Genomic DNA, 16,467 nt, shown 5'->3' on the forward strand with positions numbered 1-16,467 from the left:
TCTCAAACGGTTATATCCGGTTTCGAGAGGGCGCTGCCAGAACGCAGGCTTTTATTTATGGCTTGTTATTTTGGCATGCTCAGCAGTAACTTCACCGCTTCTGCACGTGTAGTGTTGTCTCTGGGAGCAAAGGTATTCAGTCCTTTGCCGTTTAGTAGCCCGGACTTTTGCAAGCCAGCGACTGCTGCTCTGGCCCACACCGGAATCTCTTGATTATCTGCAAAGATGGATTCGGTGCCGGATTCTGCTTCTAACTGCAAAGCGTGGGCGACCATAACAGCCATTTCTGCACGGGTTACCGCTTCATTGGGACGAAAAGCCCCATCCGTGTCTCCTTGAATAAATCCGGCTTGGACAGCACGCGCTACAGCTGAATGTGCCCATGCTCCTATTTGTGAATGATCGGTAAAAGATAATGTCGCTTCCGTGTAATCGGTTTGCAATGCATTCATCAGTATTACCGTAAATTCAGCACGTGTAATGGATGCGTCCGGCTTAAATGATCCATCGACATACCCTTTCACAATACCTTCACGGACAGCTTGCTGAATGACTTCTTTCGCCCAGTGATCCTCAATATCGCTAAACATAATCTCGGCTGGGGAAAGGGGTTGATCTACTGCAAATACGGCAAATTTGGTGAAATGGTCCACGTCCACCCGAATTTGCTTCCCATCCACAGAAGATTCACCCGCGGAGAGCCAAACCTGTTCTTGTTCATCAAAATAAAATAGCTCAGCCTCCTGATTACTCTGTAACCGTGATGAATCAAGTGTCAGTGATAAGGTTACGGGGACATTGAAGTTTTGCGGAACATTTTTGAGTAACTCATATACCGGGCTGAGTAGTTGGGTCTGATTGGTCAGCAGGGCAGAAGAATCTGTAAGCTGATCAATGGTGACCGTCAGTTTCTGATTCATCGCTCCGGTAGGGATGTTTACAGCAATGGCATTACCCAAGCTCACTTGGCCTGCCTGACCCGCTGCAAGTGTTAAGCGTCCATTGTTGGACGAATTTGACGTATTAGGTGGCGTAGGGTTAACGTTGGAGCTGTTGTTGTTCTGGTTGTCCGAGCCACTATTGCCATTATTACCTGACGGTGGCGTGGAATGAACAGTCCATTTGGCATATAAGGTCAGATCGGCTGTAATCTCCGTTTGATCAAAGTTGAATGGAGTCTTCAACTCGGGGTCTGTATACCAGCCTGCAAACGTATAACCGGAACGGCTTGGCGAAGCAGGAGCTGAAAGTTTCTTCCCATACTCAACAGCTACATCGGTGACTGCCGATCCCCCAAGTGTATTGAAAGTTACCGTATATGTGTGTGGTGTCCATTTTGCAAACAGAGTGAGATTACTGGTTACGGTTGTTGTATTAAAATCAAAAGCCTGACTCATAGCCGAATCAGTGTACCAGCCAGCGAAAGTGTGACCTGTTTTGGTAGGATCAGAAGGTGCTGTTACCAGCTCACCATAATCAACCGCCTCATCAGCGACCTCTGTGCCACCATTGGATTCGAAGTTAACGTTAAAGGAATGGATTGCCCATTTTGCAAACAGAGTGAGATTGCTGGTTATGGTTGTGTTATTGAAATCAAAAGCCTGACTCAAAGCTGAATCCGTATACCAGCCAGCGAAAGTATGGCCTGCTTTGGCTGGATCAATTGGAGCAATGGCCTTTTCACCGTAATTCACCGTTTGTTCCGTTACTTCAGAACCGCCGTTACTGTTAAATGTCAGAGTCCGTGGCGCATAAAAGCTGAATTGAATGGTTGTCGTATTGCCTGCCGCATCGGTAACGACCAGTACATGTTCACCTTCCACACTGAATGTCTCTCCACTGAGGAACGGGGAGCCATCAAGGGTGGCTGTTCCCTCATTAAAGGTGATTATCCGGCTCGCACTGTATATTCCATTATTGATGACCCCCGTTACAATAGGGGGGACCTTATCAATGGAAAAGTGAACTGTTGTACTGCCAATGTGGTTGGTTACCACCAATATATAATCTCCATCTTCCGTAACTGCAGTGCCGCTCGTGAATGCATCATCATTCAGGAGTGCCGTACCGCTATTAAATGTCGGCGTGACCGTTTGATTATACACACTCTCGTCGATTACCCCGCTGACAATCGGCGCCAAGTCCTGCTCAACTGTTATGGTAACAAACGCTGGTTCACTCGAGCCCGTTGCATTGATTGCAGCATAAGTAAAGCTGTCATTACCCACATAATTGTTATTCGGCGTGTATACAAACGAACCGTTAGCATTAAGGGTCAGTTGACCGTTCGTGGGCGCACTTCTCTGTATGGCAGCAGAAGCATCACTATCATTGTTTAGCACACCCGGAGAGTTGATGGTCAGCGGGGTGTTCTGCTTGGTGATATAGTTGTCTGTCACTGCATTTGGCAGTGGCATATCTACAATATTAGGGATTTGTCCAGAGTTCGAAACGTAATACACCAGAAGCGGTTGATTGCTGTTCAGATTAGGCAATCTAAAATCAGTTGACCCATTGCCGCCAAACCTGTTGCCTATTAGGCTAAACAAGGATTGATTATTGATGGTGGAAAGTAAGGAGCCATCAGCCAATATCCAGTTACTCAAAGGAAGTTGTACTAGAAGGGGAATGATTTCTCCTACGTATTCGGAATTCGTCCCCCCACTCCCGGCACGGTAAGACGGATCAATAGATATGGCATAATGGATGATATCACCCTTGATTTTGGGTAACTTGGGCAATTGGAATGTCTCCAGACCGTCTCCACCAAAGGTTGTACCAATCATTTGATACAAATCGTTGTATTTAGAGATAAGGAGATTTTGACCATTTGCCTCTAGCCAGCCCTTGGGGGTAAAGTAATACGGGAACAGGCGAACCTCACCAAGCACAGCATTATCGGCGCCGTACGTACCCTCTTCACGAGAGGGGAAGTCTCCATTTATGGATATGTAGTAGCCCATTCCCTCTGGTGCGGCATCTGAAAGATCGGGCACCGCAAATGTGTTTTTGCCGTCACCTCCAAAGTTGGTGCCCAGCAGGGAGAAAAGAGCGGAATTCTGAGCGATCGGCATGGTCTGTCCGGCAGCATACACCCAACCGGAGGGAGCTTTCGTGTAGGGGAATAATTGAATTTCACCCATATAGGGTTTTGCTCCTGCGGCATTGGCCTTTTGGACAAAGTGAGAATTGGTTCCCAACCCACTCAGCCCAATAAGAACTATTAACCATATGATGCTTACTTTCCTAAATAGTGTTAAACTCACGTTCATCCCCATTTTCCTCCTAATATATTCACAGTATGCTTTTTCAAATCCACATCTTTTGCTAGTCGGTGTGGGTAAGCCATATAATGATGAGCATAGTGTAATGGATACGAAGGCAAAAATGAATACGATTTTCGTTTGAATTTAAAATAAATTTAGATATTTTCCAGCTTCACATCATTTATGGTTCAATTGTTCCATAACTTTCATCCCTTTCTATACATTTATATTGACTAAGCTATTCCGCTTCCGATAAACTAGAATGCAGGAATAAAAGTCGAATGTTCAAAGCAGCAGTTCGAGACATTGTTTCGGACGGCTGTTTCTTTTCTTTTTCATAAGCAAGGTTGCAACGTTGTAGTCTTGTCGGATGATCCGGCCAATAACAACATGGAATAGGAACAGGTGATACACATGTGTAACAGCGCGTACCGCGTGCTTTTATATTATAAGTTCGTGAAGATTGAAGACCCTGAAACGTTTACGCAAGAACATCTGCAATATTGCAAAGATTTGGGTGTGAAAGGCCGTATTCTGATTGCATCGGAAGGCATTAACGGCACTGTATCCGGTACGCCGGAGCAAACGGAGCAATACATGAAGGATATGCACGCCAATCCGCTGTTCAGCGATATGGTGTTCAAGATTGATGATGTCGAAGAGCATGCGTTCAAAAAAATATTTGTTCGTCACAAAGCCGAGCTGGTTACGTTCCGCGTGGAGGACGATTTGGACCCTAACGTAATTAGCGGTAAACGGTTGTCGCCAAAAGAATTTTACGAGCATCTTCAACAGGAGGATGTCATTGTAATTGACGGGCGTAATGACTACGAGTACGAGATTGGTCATTTCAGGGGAGCGATCCGTCCTGACGTGGAATCGTTCCGTGAATTCCCAGAGTGGATTCGGGAGAACTTGGGTGACATGAAGGACAAAAAGATCATCACCTACTGTACTGGCGGCATCCGTTGTGAGAAGCTGACCGGGTTCATGATTAACGAAGGTTTCCAGGACGTGGCACAACTTGAGGGCGGAATCGTGACCTACGGCAAGGATGATGAAGTACAAGGTCGTTTGTTTGATGGCAAATGTTATGTATTTGACGAGCGTATTTCCGTGCCGATTAACCGGACGGATGAAGATATCGTGATTGCCAGCTGTTATCACTGTGGCACGACGCATGACCGTTACATTAACTGTCCAACCTGCAACCTGCAGCATGTATGCTGTGAGGATTGCGAAGAGACGCATAACCGCTTTTGCTCGGATGCCTGCCGGGAGGCAGCACCGGTAACCGCATAAGCAGGGAGAGCAGGTGCTGATCGTGAAGCGCGAAGAGGAACGAACGACGCGTGAACGGATTTTGTTCATGCTGAAGCAGCAAGGCACAATGACCGCAAGGGAAATGACAGCCGAGCTTGGTCTGACCGGCATGGCGATTCGCCGTCATCTGACGGCACTGGAGCAGGATGGATGGATTGAGGTTCGGGAAGCCAGAGCCACAGCCGGACGCCCATCTTCCGTATACCATTTGACGGTACGCGGGGATAATTTTTTTCCAAAATCATATTCATCACTGACCCTGGAACTTCTGGAGGAACTGTCCGATTCAGCGGGAAGCGGTGTCGTGGATGCGTTGTTTGAGAGCCGCCGGGACAAGCTACTTCGGAGTGGATTGCCGCAGATGAAAGGCCAGGACCTGGCAGGACGTGTCGAGGAACTAGCGCGCATTCAGAATGCAAACGGATATATGGCCGATGCTTCCACGGAAGAGGATGGCACCTATGTACTGACCGAGCTGAACTGCCCGATTGTGCAGGTAGCGAGTGTTTATAAACAGGCTTGCCGCTGTGAGCTGGAGCTTTTCCGTTCCTTGCTGCAGGCGGATGTGGAGCGCACTGAATGCTATGCGGACGGTGGTAAGAAATGTACGTATCAGATTCGCGAAGCGGCTGGGAATTAATGGGTTTGAGAGAAAAAGGGATTGTTTCGATTCGTCGAAGCAGTCTTTTTTTGCTGAAAAAAAGTGACGTAATTACGTTATTTTTAGTATTAGATGCGTGTTATAATTAAATTAACATCCGGTGCATCTACATCTTAGATTTGTTTGGACTCTGGAAAGGTTTTGAATGCGTAGTGTTTTTGTGTAAATTTTTCGTTCAACTTATTAGACGGGAGGCGTTAATGATGCACGAACCGGAACCGGCTTTGAAAAAAGCCATGAGTGTATTGGAGTTTCTGAGCCAGGATGAGCAAGCACGTCAACGATACATCGACCGTCAGAAATTTCTATGGGATGAAGCTTCCATGATTGAGGGCGCACGAGAAGAAGGTCTTAAGAAAGGCCTAGAGGAAGGCATCCAAAAAGGAATTGAAGAAGGAATCAAAGAAGGCATCAAAGAAGGCATCAAAGAAGGAGAAGCAGAGAGTAAACGAAAAATTGCACTCAACATGCTGTCTCTGGGCATTGAGTTAGACATCATCATCAAAGCTACCGGGTTAACACCTGTTGAAATTGAAGAATTACAGACAGAACAAAAGTGAGCTGAGGCCGATATACATCGGGAGAGATGGACCGGTGGCCTTTCCCCTAAGACTTTCCGCTTGATTTGCGGAGGTCTTTTTTTGTTTTATGTAATGTTTTCTCTCACGTATCTGCAAAGAAACCAAATTGGAAGCGGTTCAACCATTGACGGGAAACAGGTCGCACCTTAATATTAGGGAAACAATGAATTATCAACACGGGTCATGGACTTCAGTCGCATGAGGAGAGTCTATATTTGTCTGCTTTTGTCGGTCAAAGCAACAATGCGTTGAAGCGTTCGTTTTGTCCCGCCCTATCGTGTCACTTGGATAACGATGAGGGTATCAACATTTTAGAAGATGGAGAGGGGTTTCACACATGAAAAAGAAATTCTGGATGTCCTTAATGATGGTTGCATCTATGATCGTAGCGGCTGGTTGCGGAAATAACAGCGGCGGTAGCACAACGACCGAGGGATCAGGCAGCACAACAAGTGAAGGCACTGCGGAGAAATCGTATCGCATCGCGATCTCGCAGATCGTTGAGCATCCATCACTGGATGCCACACGTGAAGGATTTATTGCAGCGCTGAAGGATGCAGGCCTTGAAGAGAACAAAAACCTGACGATTGATTACAATAACGCGCAAGGGGATTCAACGAACAACCTGTCCATTGCCCAGAAGATTGCGGGAGATTCCAAAAATGACCTGGTCCTGGGGATTGCAACACCATCCGCATTGGCTTTGGCTCAACAAGTAAAGGACAAGCCATTGCTCTTCGCAGCGGTGACGGACCCGCTGGGTGCCAAGCTGGTGAGTGACATGGATAAGCCAGGTGGTAATGTAACGGGTGCATCGGATACGAATCCGGAGGCCATCGTGCAGTTGGCTGATTTTATCGCCAAATATTTGCCGGATGTGAAGACGGTAGGTCTGGTTATTAACGAGGGTGAACCGAATGCGGTTGTAATGGCGAACAATGCGGAGAAAGCGCTGGCGACACATAATATCAAGCTGGTCAAAGCACCCGTAACAAACACATCCGAAGTTAAACAGGCAACCGATTCTCTGGTTGGAAAAGTGGATGCCTTCTATATCACGCTGGATAACTCGGTAGTTAGTGCAGTGGATACAATTATCCAGACAGCAAACAAAAATAAAATTCCGTTCTTCTCCAGTGACCGCGATACCGTGGAAAAAGGAGCTTTCGCAACCGTAGGCTTCAAATACTACGATCACGGATATCAGGTTGGTGAAATGGCTGCGGACATTTTGAAAAATGGTACAAAACCGGGTGACATGAAAGTCACTGTACCGGACAAGCTGGATCTGATCCTTAACCTGAAGGCTGCTGAAGCTCAAGGCATCACCGTTACCGATGAGATGAAGGCAGAAGTGAAGGATAAGGACAACAACATTATTCAATAACCTGACCGGAGAATCCTCCGGCAGTACGGATGCGAGGCGGACGTGCAGGCGGGTTCGCCTCATTCTTTTCGATAGACAGGGAGGAAGCAATGTGAATTTGACTTGGGGTTCAATTGAAGGGGCAATCGAGCTTGGATTGTTGTATGCACTGATGGCACTGGGTGTATATATTACATTCCGTATACTGGACTTCCCCGATCTCACCGTAGACGGAAGTTTTACAACAGGAGGCGCAATCGCGGCGGTCATGATATCCAACGACTTCTCTCCTTGGCTCGCTTGCTTGGCAGCAATGGCTGGAGGTATGTTGGCTGGAGCTTGTACAGGTCTGCTGCACACCAAAGGCAAAATTAACGGGCTGTTATCCGGCATTTTGATGATGATTGCCTTATATTCGATTAATATGCGTATTCTTGGCGCACCGAATAAATCCATTATGGGCATGGACAACCCCTTCTCGGGTGAGCATGTCATGATCATCATTATTGTGGTTGTGCTGGTGTTCAAAATCATGCTGGATCTGTTCATGAAAACAGATATTGGTCTGGCCCTGCGCGCAACAGGTGACAACAAACGCATGATTCGCAGTTTTGGTGCAAATACGGATGTCACCACCATTGTTGGTGTCAGTCTGTCCAACGGACTTGTTGCCCTGTCTGGAGCATTTATTGCGCAGCAATCCGGTTTTGCAGACATCACGATGGGGATTGGGATGATTGTCATCGGACTGGCCTCCGTTATTATCGGGGAAGCCATTCTGGGTGCAAGAACCGTATTTTGGGCCACACTGGCGGCCGTCGTCGGTTCAATTATTTACCGGATTGTGGTCGCGATCGCACTCCAGGTTGAATGGTTCGACACATCCGATCTGAAGCTGATTACCGCGGTGATCGTTATTATCGCACTTGTTTTTCCAACTATGCAGCGCTCCATGAAGCAGAAAAGTTTGGCTCGCAAACGAACTGAAGAGCTTATGGGCTCGTCGGGCCAACAGGCGAAGGGAGGCATGTGATCATGCTTGAGATTACACAAGTGACCAAGCTGTTTAATCCGGGAACTACGGACGAGAAAACTGCCCTGGTCGGCGTGAACCTGACGATGAATCCGGGAGACTTTGTGACGGTGATTGGCAGTAACGGCGCGGGTAAATCAACGTTAATGAACATTATCTCAGGGGTGATGAAGCCCGACATGGGTGATGTGCTGATCAATGACCGTTCCATCAAAAGCCTGCCTGAGCATAAGCGCAGCAGCTGGATTGGCCGCGTCTTTCAGGACCCGATGGCGGGTACGGCACCGCATATGTCCATTGAGGAGAACATGGCGATGGCGTACAAACGGGGCAAAGGCCGCGGACTGGGTTTCGGAGTTACCCGCGCCAGACGGGAGATTTTCAACGCCCAGTTGGAGAAGCTCGGTATTGGGCTCGACAAACGCCCCAATGCCAAGGTTGGTCTGCTATCCGGTGGTGAACGCCAGGCGCTCAGCCTGCTGATGGCGACATTCACTCAGCCGCAGATTCTGCTGTTGGATGAGCACACGGCTGCGCTTGACCCCTCCCGTGCGGAGCTGATTACTGCATTGACCGAAACGCTTGTACGTGAGATGAGACTCACTACCCTGATGGTCACACACAATATGGAGCAGGCCATTCGTCTGGGCAATCGTCTAATTATGATGGATAAAGGCCGGATTATTCTGGACGTTAGCGAGGAGCGAAAGCGCACGCTGACTGTCCCGGAGCTGTTGGGTGAATTTGAACGTATCAGCGGCAAAAAAATGGCGGATGATCGCGTAGTGCTGGGTTAAATTCTGGGATCACCTTGCTTGCGATCAGCGAAGAGAGCCCGCCCATCTCAATACAAAACCTTTTGCGTTCTCGCAAAGGGTTTTTGTGGTATGTTGAAATAGAATAAGGACTACAATTAGTTAGCATACATAGGAGGGCCAAGCATGTCGTTACAATTCGATGAAGGAACATACACCGTAACCCGGCGTACCGATTCCATTCGCCTGCTCGCGAAGGAATTTGCGCTGCTGCATTTTCTGTATGAGAACAAGGAAAAAGCCTTTACTCGCAGTCAACTCCTGGACCGGGTATGGCCCTTGGAATATCCGGTCGAACGCACTGTGGATGATCACGTGTACCGTTTGCGAAAGAAACTGAAGCGTTGGGAAGAAATTGCATTGGATACCGTGCGCGGCTATGGTTACAGGCTTAATATTCGAGCTAATATGGCGATACTGCCCTCCAACCCTTCCGCTCAAGATCAGGAGATGAGAGAAGTAATCCATGGCTTGTTCCGCAAATATCATCTGTACGGGCAGGGGAAATCGATGCTCACGCTGCTGGATCAGCAAGAAGCGCTGGGCATTGAGGTTGATTCATTCTATCAGCTGTACATCCATTTTATTGTGGGAGATCTGGAATGGCTCATTACAACGACGGAAATTCCTTTGGAGGAACGTTTGTATTGGCTGCTGATTTTTACACATGCCCTGATTGAACCCTCGGAGAGTTTGCTATTGTACGAAAAGGCTCTGAATTCATCCGCATTGTCTGCGGATCAGCATCGTGAACTTCGTATTCTGAACATTGTTGAAGTCTATGCAGAGGTGGGTCAGTATGAACGAGCCAAAGCCCGACTCATGGAAACGTATCATGTGATGGAGAAAGATGAATTGATCCATTTCAGACTTCCGGTCAAGCTCTCAGCGTTGTATGTGGAACTGTGGGGTGGCAGCGGCGAAGCGGTAGAGGATCAGATGGCTGTCCTGCGTTCCGGGTTGAAAGATGCGCCATACTTGCGGGAAATCGGACGTTTTCAGATTATGGAAGGCCTATGGTTGCTCAGACAGGGTCGAATCCGTGAGGCAGAGCCAAGAATGGACGATGGTCTCGACGTATTGAAAATGACACTGAACGCACCGCTATATCTTAATTCCGCTTACCAGATATTGTTGTTCATGGCACATCACCGGATAGAGGGGCGCCTTCAAAGCAAATACCGTCAAGTCCATGCGGAAATCTCCAAAAGTTACGGTGTGCCTGCTTATGGGCAGCAAATTTTGACCGAAATCTCCACTTTTTTATCCCCCTTTCCTCCAGCCTCTGATCTTCCTCTGATATAACGCCCTTATGATTACAGCCAAGGAATATACAAGTCAGCAACAAGGCTGTAATCAAGGGAGGAAGTATAACGTATGACCGTCATTTCCAATGACCCCAATTCATCATCCATTCCGTCCAATGGTTCATCCAAAAGCCTATGGACCAACTTCCGCTTCATGCGGATGTTTATTGCGTATGCGCTCGCGACCTTTGGCGATTGGTTTGATGCACTGGCGATCCAAGTAATGGTCGCTTATCGTTGGGGTGCTGATCCGCTGATCATTGCCCTTATTCCGGTATGTATGGCTGTTCCGGGTATATTGTTGGGTTCTGTTGCAGGGGCACTCGCCGATCGGCTGCATAAGGTAAAAATCATGATGCTTTGTGATGTGATCACCGTTCTGCTAACGATTGCCATTCTCTTCGCGCCAAGTGCGGGCTGGCTGCTCCCGCTGCTTGCTCTTCGGGCCATGATGGGCGTATTCCATGTGCCAGCCCAGCAGGCGTTGACACGACAGGTAGTGGCAGAGGAACATCTGTTTCAGGCATCGTCGCTGAATGGTTTTGTGAACCAATGCTCCAAAGTGGCGGGACCGCTGCTGGGCGCAGTCATTCTGGCTGTATTTTCACCGCAAGTCTGTATTTTAATCAATGCTTGTACGCGTCTGTTGTCCGGAGCTGTGTTATGGCCTTTACGGCGTTTAACCGAGGAGTCGGAACCGTCTGCATCGGACGGCAGTCCTATGGAAACAGCGGAGACCGCGGAGTCCTTATTCACCCAATGGCAAAGGGGCTGGCGTTTTATCCATAAGAGTCGTACCCTTCTGAGTACGATTATGTTTGGCTGCTTTGGATTAATGGCGATCCTCATGATTGATTACCAGTTTACGACGCTGTTTCGGGAGATCAAGCCGGGCAACGAAGCTCTGATCGGCTGGCTGGGATCATCTGCGGGAGCCGGCGCGGTTCTGGTTATTTTGCTATTGAATCGGCTTCCTCGAATCGGGTATGGCTGGGGGCTAGGTGGAGGATATGTGCTGATTGGTGCCGGAATTGGTGCGCTGGGCTGGATCGGTCCACACACGTCTGAGATCTGGGTCATCATATGGGGGCTCTGCATCGGGCTGGGCAATGGCCTCTTTATGGTGACGTTGAATTACCTGCTGCAAAAAGAAACCCCTCCTGCCTATGTAGGCCGTGTATTCGGTATTCAAAACTCGCTTTCCAGTGTCGTGCTGGTCGTTGCTCCACTTGCTGGCGGTGCCTTGATTCGGAGTGTGGGACCCAGTCCCACATTTCAATATATCGGCATAGCGACACTGGCCATTGGTGTGGCAGGCATGCTGCTGCAACGTATCTTATGGGAGGGGAAACAGCCGCATCCAACAGAGTCGACTGGAGGAGAGCTTGGGCAAAAATCCGTCAGACAGCCGTGATATCGTTGTTGCGGTAAAAAGAAGAGGAACGATGAATAGCCGCTTTCGGACTTAACCGGAAGCGGCTGTTTCCATGAAATAGGGCAGTATATCATGCTTCCCACCAGGAGAAATAGGAAGTGGAGGCCATGAGTCCCCCCACAGTAAGAGAGCCGCTGACGGATAAATTAATGGACTGGCCTGGAGGAACCACGCAACGTCCTAACTCATTAGATAGAAATGGACCTACCTGCGGCGAGTTGCTGTGCCGTGATTTGGGCCCATCCCAATCATTCCTTACGAATAACAGCACGAAAACAACGAATCGCCGGGCCGTACATGTCAGACCAGATGGCATCCTCGGGTTCTTTCACACTTAGCTTGCCCTCGATTGTCAGCCCGGTGACAGCCATAATCGTCTCCAGCAGATCCGGGCGCATCTCGGGCACATCAAACGTGGCAATCAACCGTCCGTCCGGCTTCAGCACCCTGGCGAATTCGCGAAAGGCACGCAGCATCGTGCCTGTATCCAGATGCTCCAACACGGAGATGCAGAATACGCTGTCAAACTTCTCGGATTCATACGGAAGCTGGGCCAGGTTGGCCTGCGCAAGATGTAATCTGTCCAGGCTCGATTCTGGCAGGTCACGTGCTGCCTGCTCGCCAAAATCAGAAGCGATATCCAGCCGGATCGCTTCTTTGGATAAAATGCGCTCATCCCAATCACAGGCATGAACTTCCCGGCAGTACTCTGCCAGCCAAAATTTGAAGGGATGGGATATACCACAGGCGGCGTCGAGTACGACGTCCTCCTGACGTGCAAACTGGCGCGCCCATTCGTATTCATACGGACGGCTCCACCACGCTGGATGCAGTGGAAAGACCAATGTATCCGTTTTGGGGTCACCCTCCCGAATGTATCTTGATTCCATGAAATCCGTTGCATTTGGCGTATCCATCATCCCCGAATTCCCTCCTTTAATCCTGCTTCTGCCAGAAAAGATTCCAATACCGTACCCCACCTGCTCCGCCAATGGGATATGTCGTAGGACAGTGCCGTCTCACGGGCATAGATACCCAGCCGCTCCCGCTCGGCCCTATCCTGAACGAGACGTACCAGCGCGGCGGTCAGCGCTTCTTCACCTGGAGGTACCAGCAGGCCGTTGAAGCCATCCTGAATCAGATCATTCAGCCCGCCAACATTGGAGGCAATAACCGGAAGCCCACAGCTCATTGCCTCCAGACAAGCGTAGGACGTTCCTTCCGAGAAAACGGTCGGAATCACGGCGATGTCTGCCTGATGGTAGGCCTCGCGGATATCCCGAAAATCATACGTGCGATGTTTGATTCGGTCTGCATGAGGGTGCGTACGATGCCAATAACGGAAGGATCTACCTACCGTGCTGCCTTTAACCAGCTCTCCGGCAAATTCGACCTCCAGGTCGGGAAAAGCACCGAGTAGTCGGTCAGCTGCCAGCATCATTGGAATAATGCCCCGTTCCATGCTGATGCGGCGTGGATACAGGATGCGCAGGGGACGCGGAGGGTTCGCATGGATTGCAGCGGTTGTAACTTCGGCCTGCTTCTTCAAATATTCATCCGTCAGCTCATTTGGCTGCCGACCAGCCCCGTTCTGTCTGATATCCCCCGAGTCCAGTTCCTCAGCGATTACGGTCACCTCGGATCGATCCGTCCGTAACACGCCGTCTCCATCGTTTCTTTTCCTGACGAGTGATGCAGCATTCAACCCGGAGACGATGGCTCCAGCATGATCTTCATAGCTCGCAAGATCTTTCTTCCATGCAGCCAGCCATTCCTCTTCCTGTTCATGCTCGAACGTACGCCTTGGCGGAGCAGGCGTGAAGTAGGAGGTATCCACTGCATTGGGAATGAGTACAACCTGACCAGGATCGGTAAACGTACAAGCAGCACGGCAAAAGGTCTGAAAATGCGAATCCACCGACACAATGCGTACAAGCCCATCCAGTGCCAGCTGGATATGCTCAGCAACTTGCTGCTTGGTTTCCAGCGGCAGCGCAGGACGATCCCAGTTAATCCCGTGGCAGATGCCGAGACTGCCCGGCTTATAAGCAATGGGCTGCCACAGGCAGCTTGCATAGATTACAGGTCCCCGTGCTGCTGCGGCCATTCGGGCAAAAGCTTCAGGCACATCATTCATATCGTAGGCATATCCATATACATCGATCTGTTCCGTGCGAGTCTGAAATGCCTCAAAATAGGACAACTGATGAACCTCGGGAATGTGTCCCAATCCGCGGATTACGCTGCACAAATCAAGGACGTATCGCTCCAGCCCACCCCCGAACACCCGGCTGAATTCACGGTTATATCCATCGGTGAAGCTGTGTGTCAATATGCTGACCACGCCCATCTCACTGCTCCTCCTTCCACGGAATCAGTCGGGGCTCCGGATCAAGAATCGATTCATAGTGCTCCAGGCTGCCCCACTCGCCGTGTGGATCAATTCGTTTATAACGCAAGTATTTCCGAACCCGATCCTCCAGACTTCCTGCCCAGCCAAGATGCTGAACCTTCAACTCTGTGCTAATTCCGGGCAATACGGTGCAGGGCAAGGGAAGGCGAGGAACATGATGATTTTGCTGCGGATAAAAGTAGGGATAACCCGGCATATAACGGACCAAGGAAGCGGTATGCCGGCGGTGAAGCCCCCAAAGGTCATCTTCCCGATAGTGGGTTCGGCCGCCCCACATATCGTAGAAACGGAAAGCAATCCAGTCCGAATGATCCTGGTTAATCAGAGCGCGTATCGCTTTTTTGGCTTCCGCACTGTACAGCTCATCGGCATCAACCGAGAGCAACCAGTCCGGCGAGGTTCCTGCCGCTGCCTGCCACAGAGCGTTACGTAATCGCCACTCCTCCGCAAATAACGGCTTTTCCAACACTTCCAGGCGAACGACCTTTGGGTAGGCTCTGCATATATCTGGTGTTCCATCTGTGCTGGCATCGTCCACAATGACAATTTCATCCACGAATTCACTCAGATCGTCAAGCACTTCCTCCAGATATCGTCCGCGCTCGTTACGCACCTGTAGCATGGCGGTCAGTTTATTGTCCTGACTTTTACGAACCCGACGAACGGAAAACGGCTCTCTGAATAGGCCTGTATCCTTGTGCTTTACAGCATCCTGATTTCCTGAGTGCTCTGTGCTATATCTTTGATGGGTTTCACTTCGGATATCCAACGGACTCAGCGCATTTTCCAGATGGCTATCGCCAGTTTCAAGTGGCTCAGCGTGCGGTGATTGCGGCGCTTCCGTTAGAGTACGAGTTGTCTCGGATCGTATATCCCTATGCACAATTGGTCCATTCACATGTTGTCTGCGTTTCTTCGGGTCCAGCATCATTATGGCACCTCCCCCAGCAATTGCTGGACGGCATGATCCAGCAGCTCCATCTCGACGATCCGGGCAAGCGCATCTTCATCCTCCAGCGCCATCTCCAAAAATTGTCTCACCGCTCCGTGCCGTTCTCCGCGCAGAGCCAGTGCTAGACCCGATAACTGCCGATAGTCCTGTCGGCTGGCATTATCCTGAATATCCACTGCGTGCACCAAATCCAATGCATCTTCCACACGCCCAGTCTCCTGATAGATACGAAATTTCCAATGTCGTGCCGTTTCGCCGCCGAGTTCATCCAAAATGTGCAATGCGTTTCCGTAATCATCATTCAGTCGCAGCAGTTCAGCCTGAACGAGCTGATCCTCCCCGGCCTCCAGCCAGCGGCAGAGCTGTTCATAATGGTGCCGTTCCTGCTCGTTGCCAGCGCTGATTCCATACACCTGCAACGCATTCTCAATTTCCCCGATCCTCGCATGAATTGCGGAGAGGAATCGATAGTGGGAGCTCACACAATCATTGCGGCCGTTTAATACTGCGTGGGAGAAGGCCTCCTTGAGCGAAGCGGCCGCTCTGGAATCTTCGAGCACATATTCATAGGCGGCCAGCAAAAAGGAAATCGTCTCATGCGCTCCTGCTTTGGAGCGAAGCTGACGATAGAAGTCGGCGCGCACACTGCATTGCAGCTGGGTAACTGTATCCTGAACACCCGAGAGGGTCTGTCGTAGCGCATGCAGGAATAGCAGTTCGTAGTCCCGGAGAGGCACTTCGAGATCATCCTTTTGCATGACACCAGCAGGAGAGGTATCTTCTCCATTTAGCCAGATGGCACGTACACCCTGGAATACCAGCTTCATATAGCGTGTTTCTGAAGTGGTGCCCACCAGATCGGCGATTCCGACCAGTCTTGAAATGCAGCTTTCCCACAAGGGGGACTCCGCTTCTTCACCTACCGGCTCGGGAAGAAGTACAATACAAAGCTCCGGATTGAGCGAGGCTGAGGCGGTCAGCCAGTAGGGATGAGCAACCACTGCAACCGTTCGGGGCTCCTGCAACAATTGTTCAGCTTCGGGAAGTGTGATGACAGTGATATTCGCAGGCATTTCCTCGGAGCGCTCCAGGCTGCTGACATAGTAGACAGGCCCTTCCGCGACCATCAGAGCAGCGATGTCTGGATAGGGAAAAGCAGACCACCCGCCCTTTCGGGGGAAAAGAACATAACGAAAGGCAGGCAGAGCCGTACCTGATTCTGCATCTACCCCGTAATACGGCTCCGCGTCCGGGAGTGGAGACAACTCTTCCATCAATAAATCACCTCACTTGATTGCATTTTTGTCCGTTCAAG

13 protein-coding genes are annotated in these 16,467 nt (G+C 49.8%); 8 read left to right on the forward strand and 5 right to left on the reverse strand.

All coding sequences use genetic code 11. From position 1 onward, the window contains the following. Positions 1 to 65: 65 nt before the first annotated feature. The gene (locus tag P364_RS37955) at positions 66 to 3,272 is read right to left on the reverse strand and encodes an InlB B-repeat-containing protein (RefSeq protein ID WP_024629832.1); all 3,207 of its coding nucleotides are present in this window, start codon (positions 3,270 to 3,272) and stop codon (positions 66 to 68) included. 408 nt (positions 3,273 to 3,680) lie between these two features. On the opposite strand from P364_RS37955, the gene trhO reads away from it, so the two are divergent. The 8 genes from trhO (at position 3,681) to P364_RS0109185 (ending at position 11,766) form a co-directional block, all read left to right on the forward strand. Next, a complete protein-coding gene (gene trhO, locus P364_RS0109145; protein WP_024629833.1) occupies positions 3,681 to 4,568 on the forward strand; it encodes an oxygen-dependent tRNA uridine(34) hydroxylase TrhO in 888 nt (295 codons plus the stop codon). 22 nt (positions 4,569 to 4,590) lie between these two features. Continuing rightward, entirely contained in the window at positions 4,591 to 5,229 is a 639-nt protein-coding gene (locus P364_RS0109150) for a helix-turn-helix transcriptional regulator (RefSeq protein ID WP_024629834.1), read from the forward strand. A 221-nt stretch (positions 5,230 to 5,450) separates the two neighbouring features. Next, the gene (locus tag P364_RS0109155; RefSeq protein WP_029880859.1) at positions 5,451 to 5,810 is read left to right on the forward strand and encodes a hypothetical protein; all 360 of its coding nucleotides are present in this window, start codon (positions 5,451 to 5,453) and stop codon (positions 5,808 to 5,810) included. A gap of 358 nt (positions 5,811 to 6,168) precedes the next feature. Next, positions 6,169 to 7,218, forward strand: a complete 1,050-nt coding sequence (locus tag P364_RS0109165; RefSeq protein ID WP_024629836.1) for an ABC transporter substrate-binding protein — start codon at positions 6,169 to 6,171, stop codon at positions 7,216 to 7,218. A 151-nt stretch (positions 7,219 to 7,369) separates the two neighbouring features. Beyond that, positions 7,370 to 8,230: an ABC transporter permease gene (locus P364_RS0109170; RefSeq protein WP_052016574.1), complete on the forward strand. Its 861-nt coding sequence runs from the start codon at positions 7,370 to 7,372 to the stop codon at positions 8,228 to 8,230. A gap of 2 nt (positions 8,231 to 8,232) precedes the next feature. Continuing rightward, positions 8,233 to 9,027, forward strand: coding sequence for an ABC transporter ATP-binding protein (locus tag P364_RS0109175; protein ID WP_024629838.1), 795 nt, complete (start codon positions 8,233 to 8,235; stop codon positions 9,025 to 9,027). Positions 9,028 to 9,171: 144 nt separating this feature from the next. Further along, a complete protein-coding gene (locus P364_RS0109180) occupies positions 9,172 to 10,350 on the forward strand; it encodes a winged helix-turn-helix domain-containing protein (protein WP_024629839.1) in 1,179 nt (392 codons plus the stop codon). A 72-nt stretch (positions 10,351 to 10,422) separates the two neighbouring features. Beyond that, on the forward strand, positions 10,423 to 11,766 hold the full coding sequence (locus P364_RS0109185) for an MFS transporter (RefSeq protein ID WP_024629840.1): 1,344 nt from the start codon (positions 10,423 to 10,425) through the stop codon (positions 11,764 to 11,766). 269 nt (positions 11,767 to 12,035) lie between these two features. On the opposite strand, the gene P364_RS0109190 is transcribed toward P364_RS0109185, so the two are convergent. The 4 genes from P364_RS0109190 to P364_RS0109205 are packed head-to-tail and all read right to left on the reverse strand — an operon-like array spanning position 12,036 to position 16,426. Then, on the reverse strand, positions 12,036 to 12,707 hold the full coding sequence (locus P364_RS0109190; RefSeq protein ID WP_024629841.1) for a class I SAM-dependent methyltransferase: 672 nt from the start codon (positions 12,705 to 12,707) through the stop codon (positions 12,036 to 12,038). Continuing rightward, positions 12,704 to 14,137: a glycosyltransferase family 4 protein gene (locus P364_RS38165; RefSeq protein ID WP_024629842.1), complete on the reverse strand. Its 1,434-nt coding sequence runs from the start codon at positions 14,135 to 14,137 to the stop codon at positions 12,704 to 12,706. Before P364_RS38165 ends, P364_RS0109190 begins: the two co-directional genes overlap by 4 nt. 1 nt (position 14,138) lies before the next feature. Further along, complete coding sequence (locus P364_RS0109200) at positions 14,139 to 15,131, reverse strand: glycosyltransferase (RefSeq protein ID WP_024629843.1); 993 nt, start codon at positions 15,129 to 15,131, stop codon at positions 14,139 to 14,141. Next, complete coding sequence (locus P364_RS0109205; RefSeq protein ID WP_024629844.1) at positions 15,131 to 16,426, reverse strand: hypothetical protein; 1,296 nt, start codon at positions 16,424 to 16,426, stop codon at positions 15,131 to 15,133. The genes P364_RS0109200 and P364_RS0109205 overlap by 1 nt, the downstream gene beginning before the upstream one ends. Between the last annotated feature and the right edge of the window lie 41 nt (positions 16,427 to 16,467).

It is taken from the genome of Paenibacillus sp. MAEPY2 (genome assembly GCF_000499205.1).
GTDB lineage: Bacteria > Bacillota > Bacilli > Paenibacillales > Paenibacillaceae > Paenibacillus > Paenibacillus vandeheii.

Excerpts from the sequence above, each read along its gene's own strand:
- P364_RS37955 (WP_024629832.1), bottom strand. The coding sequence starts at position 3,272 with ATGAACGTGAGTTTAACACTATTTAGGAAAGTAAGCATCATATGGTTA.
- trhO (WP_024629833.1), top strand. The coding sequence starts at position 3,681 with ATGTGTAACAGCGCGTACCGCGTGCTTTTATATTATAAGTTCGTGAAG.
- P364_RS0109155 (WP_029880859.1), top strand. The coding sequence starts at position 5,451 with ATGATGCACGAACCGGAACCGGCTTTGAAAAAAGCCATGAGTGTATTG.
- P364_RS0109165 (WP_024629836.1), top strand. The coding sequence starts at position 6,169 with ATGAAAAAGAAATTCTGGATGTCCTTAATGATGGTTGCATCTATGATC.
- P364_RS0109170 (WP_052016574.1), top strand. The coding sequence starts at position 7,370 with ATGGCACTGGGTGTATATATTACATTCCGTATACTGGACTTCCCCGAT.
- P364_RS0109175 (WP_024629838.1), top strand. The coding sequence starts at position 8,233 with ATGCTTGAGATTACACAAGTGACCAAGCTGTTTAATCCGGGAACTACG.
- P364_RS0109180 (WP_024629839.1), top strand. The coding sequence starts at position 9,172 with ATGTCGTTACAATTCGATGAAGGAACATACACCGTAACCCGGCGTACC.
- P364_RS0109185 (WP_024629840.1), top strand. The coding sequence starts at position 10,423 with ATGACCGTCATTTCCAATGACCCCAATTCATCATCCATTCCGTCCAAT.
- P364_RS0109190 (WP_024629841.1), bottom strand. The coding sequence starts at position 12,707 with ATGATGGATACGCCAAATGCAACGGATTTCATGGAATCAAGATACATT.
- P364_RS38165 (WP_024629842.1), bottom strand. The coding sequence starts at position 14,137 with ATGGGCGTGGTCAGCATATTGACACACAGCTTCACCGATGGATATAAC.
- P364_RS0109200 (WP_024629843.1), bottom strand. The coding sequence starts at position 15,131 with ATGATGCTGGACCCGAAGAAACGCAGACAACATGTGAATGGACCAATT.
- P364_RS0109205 (WP_024629844.1), bottom strand. The coding sequence starts at position 16,426 with ATGGAAGAGTTGTCTCCACTCCCGGACGCGGAGCCGTATTACGGGGTA.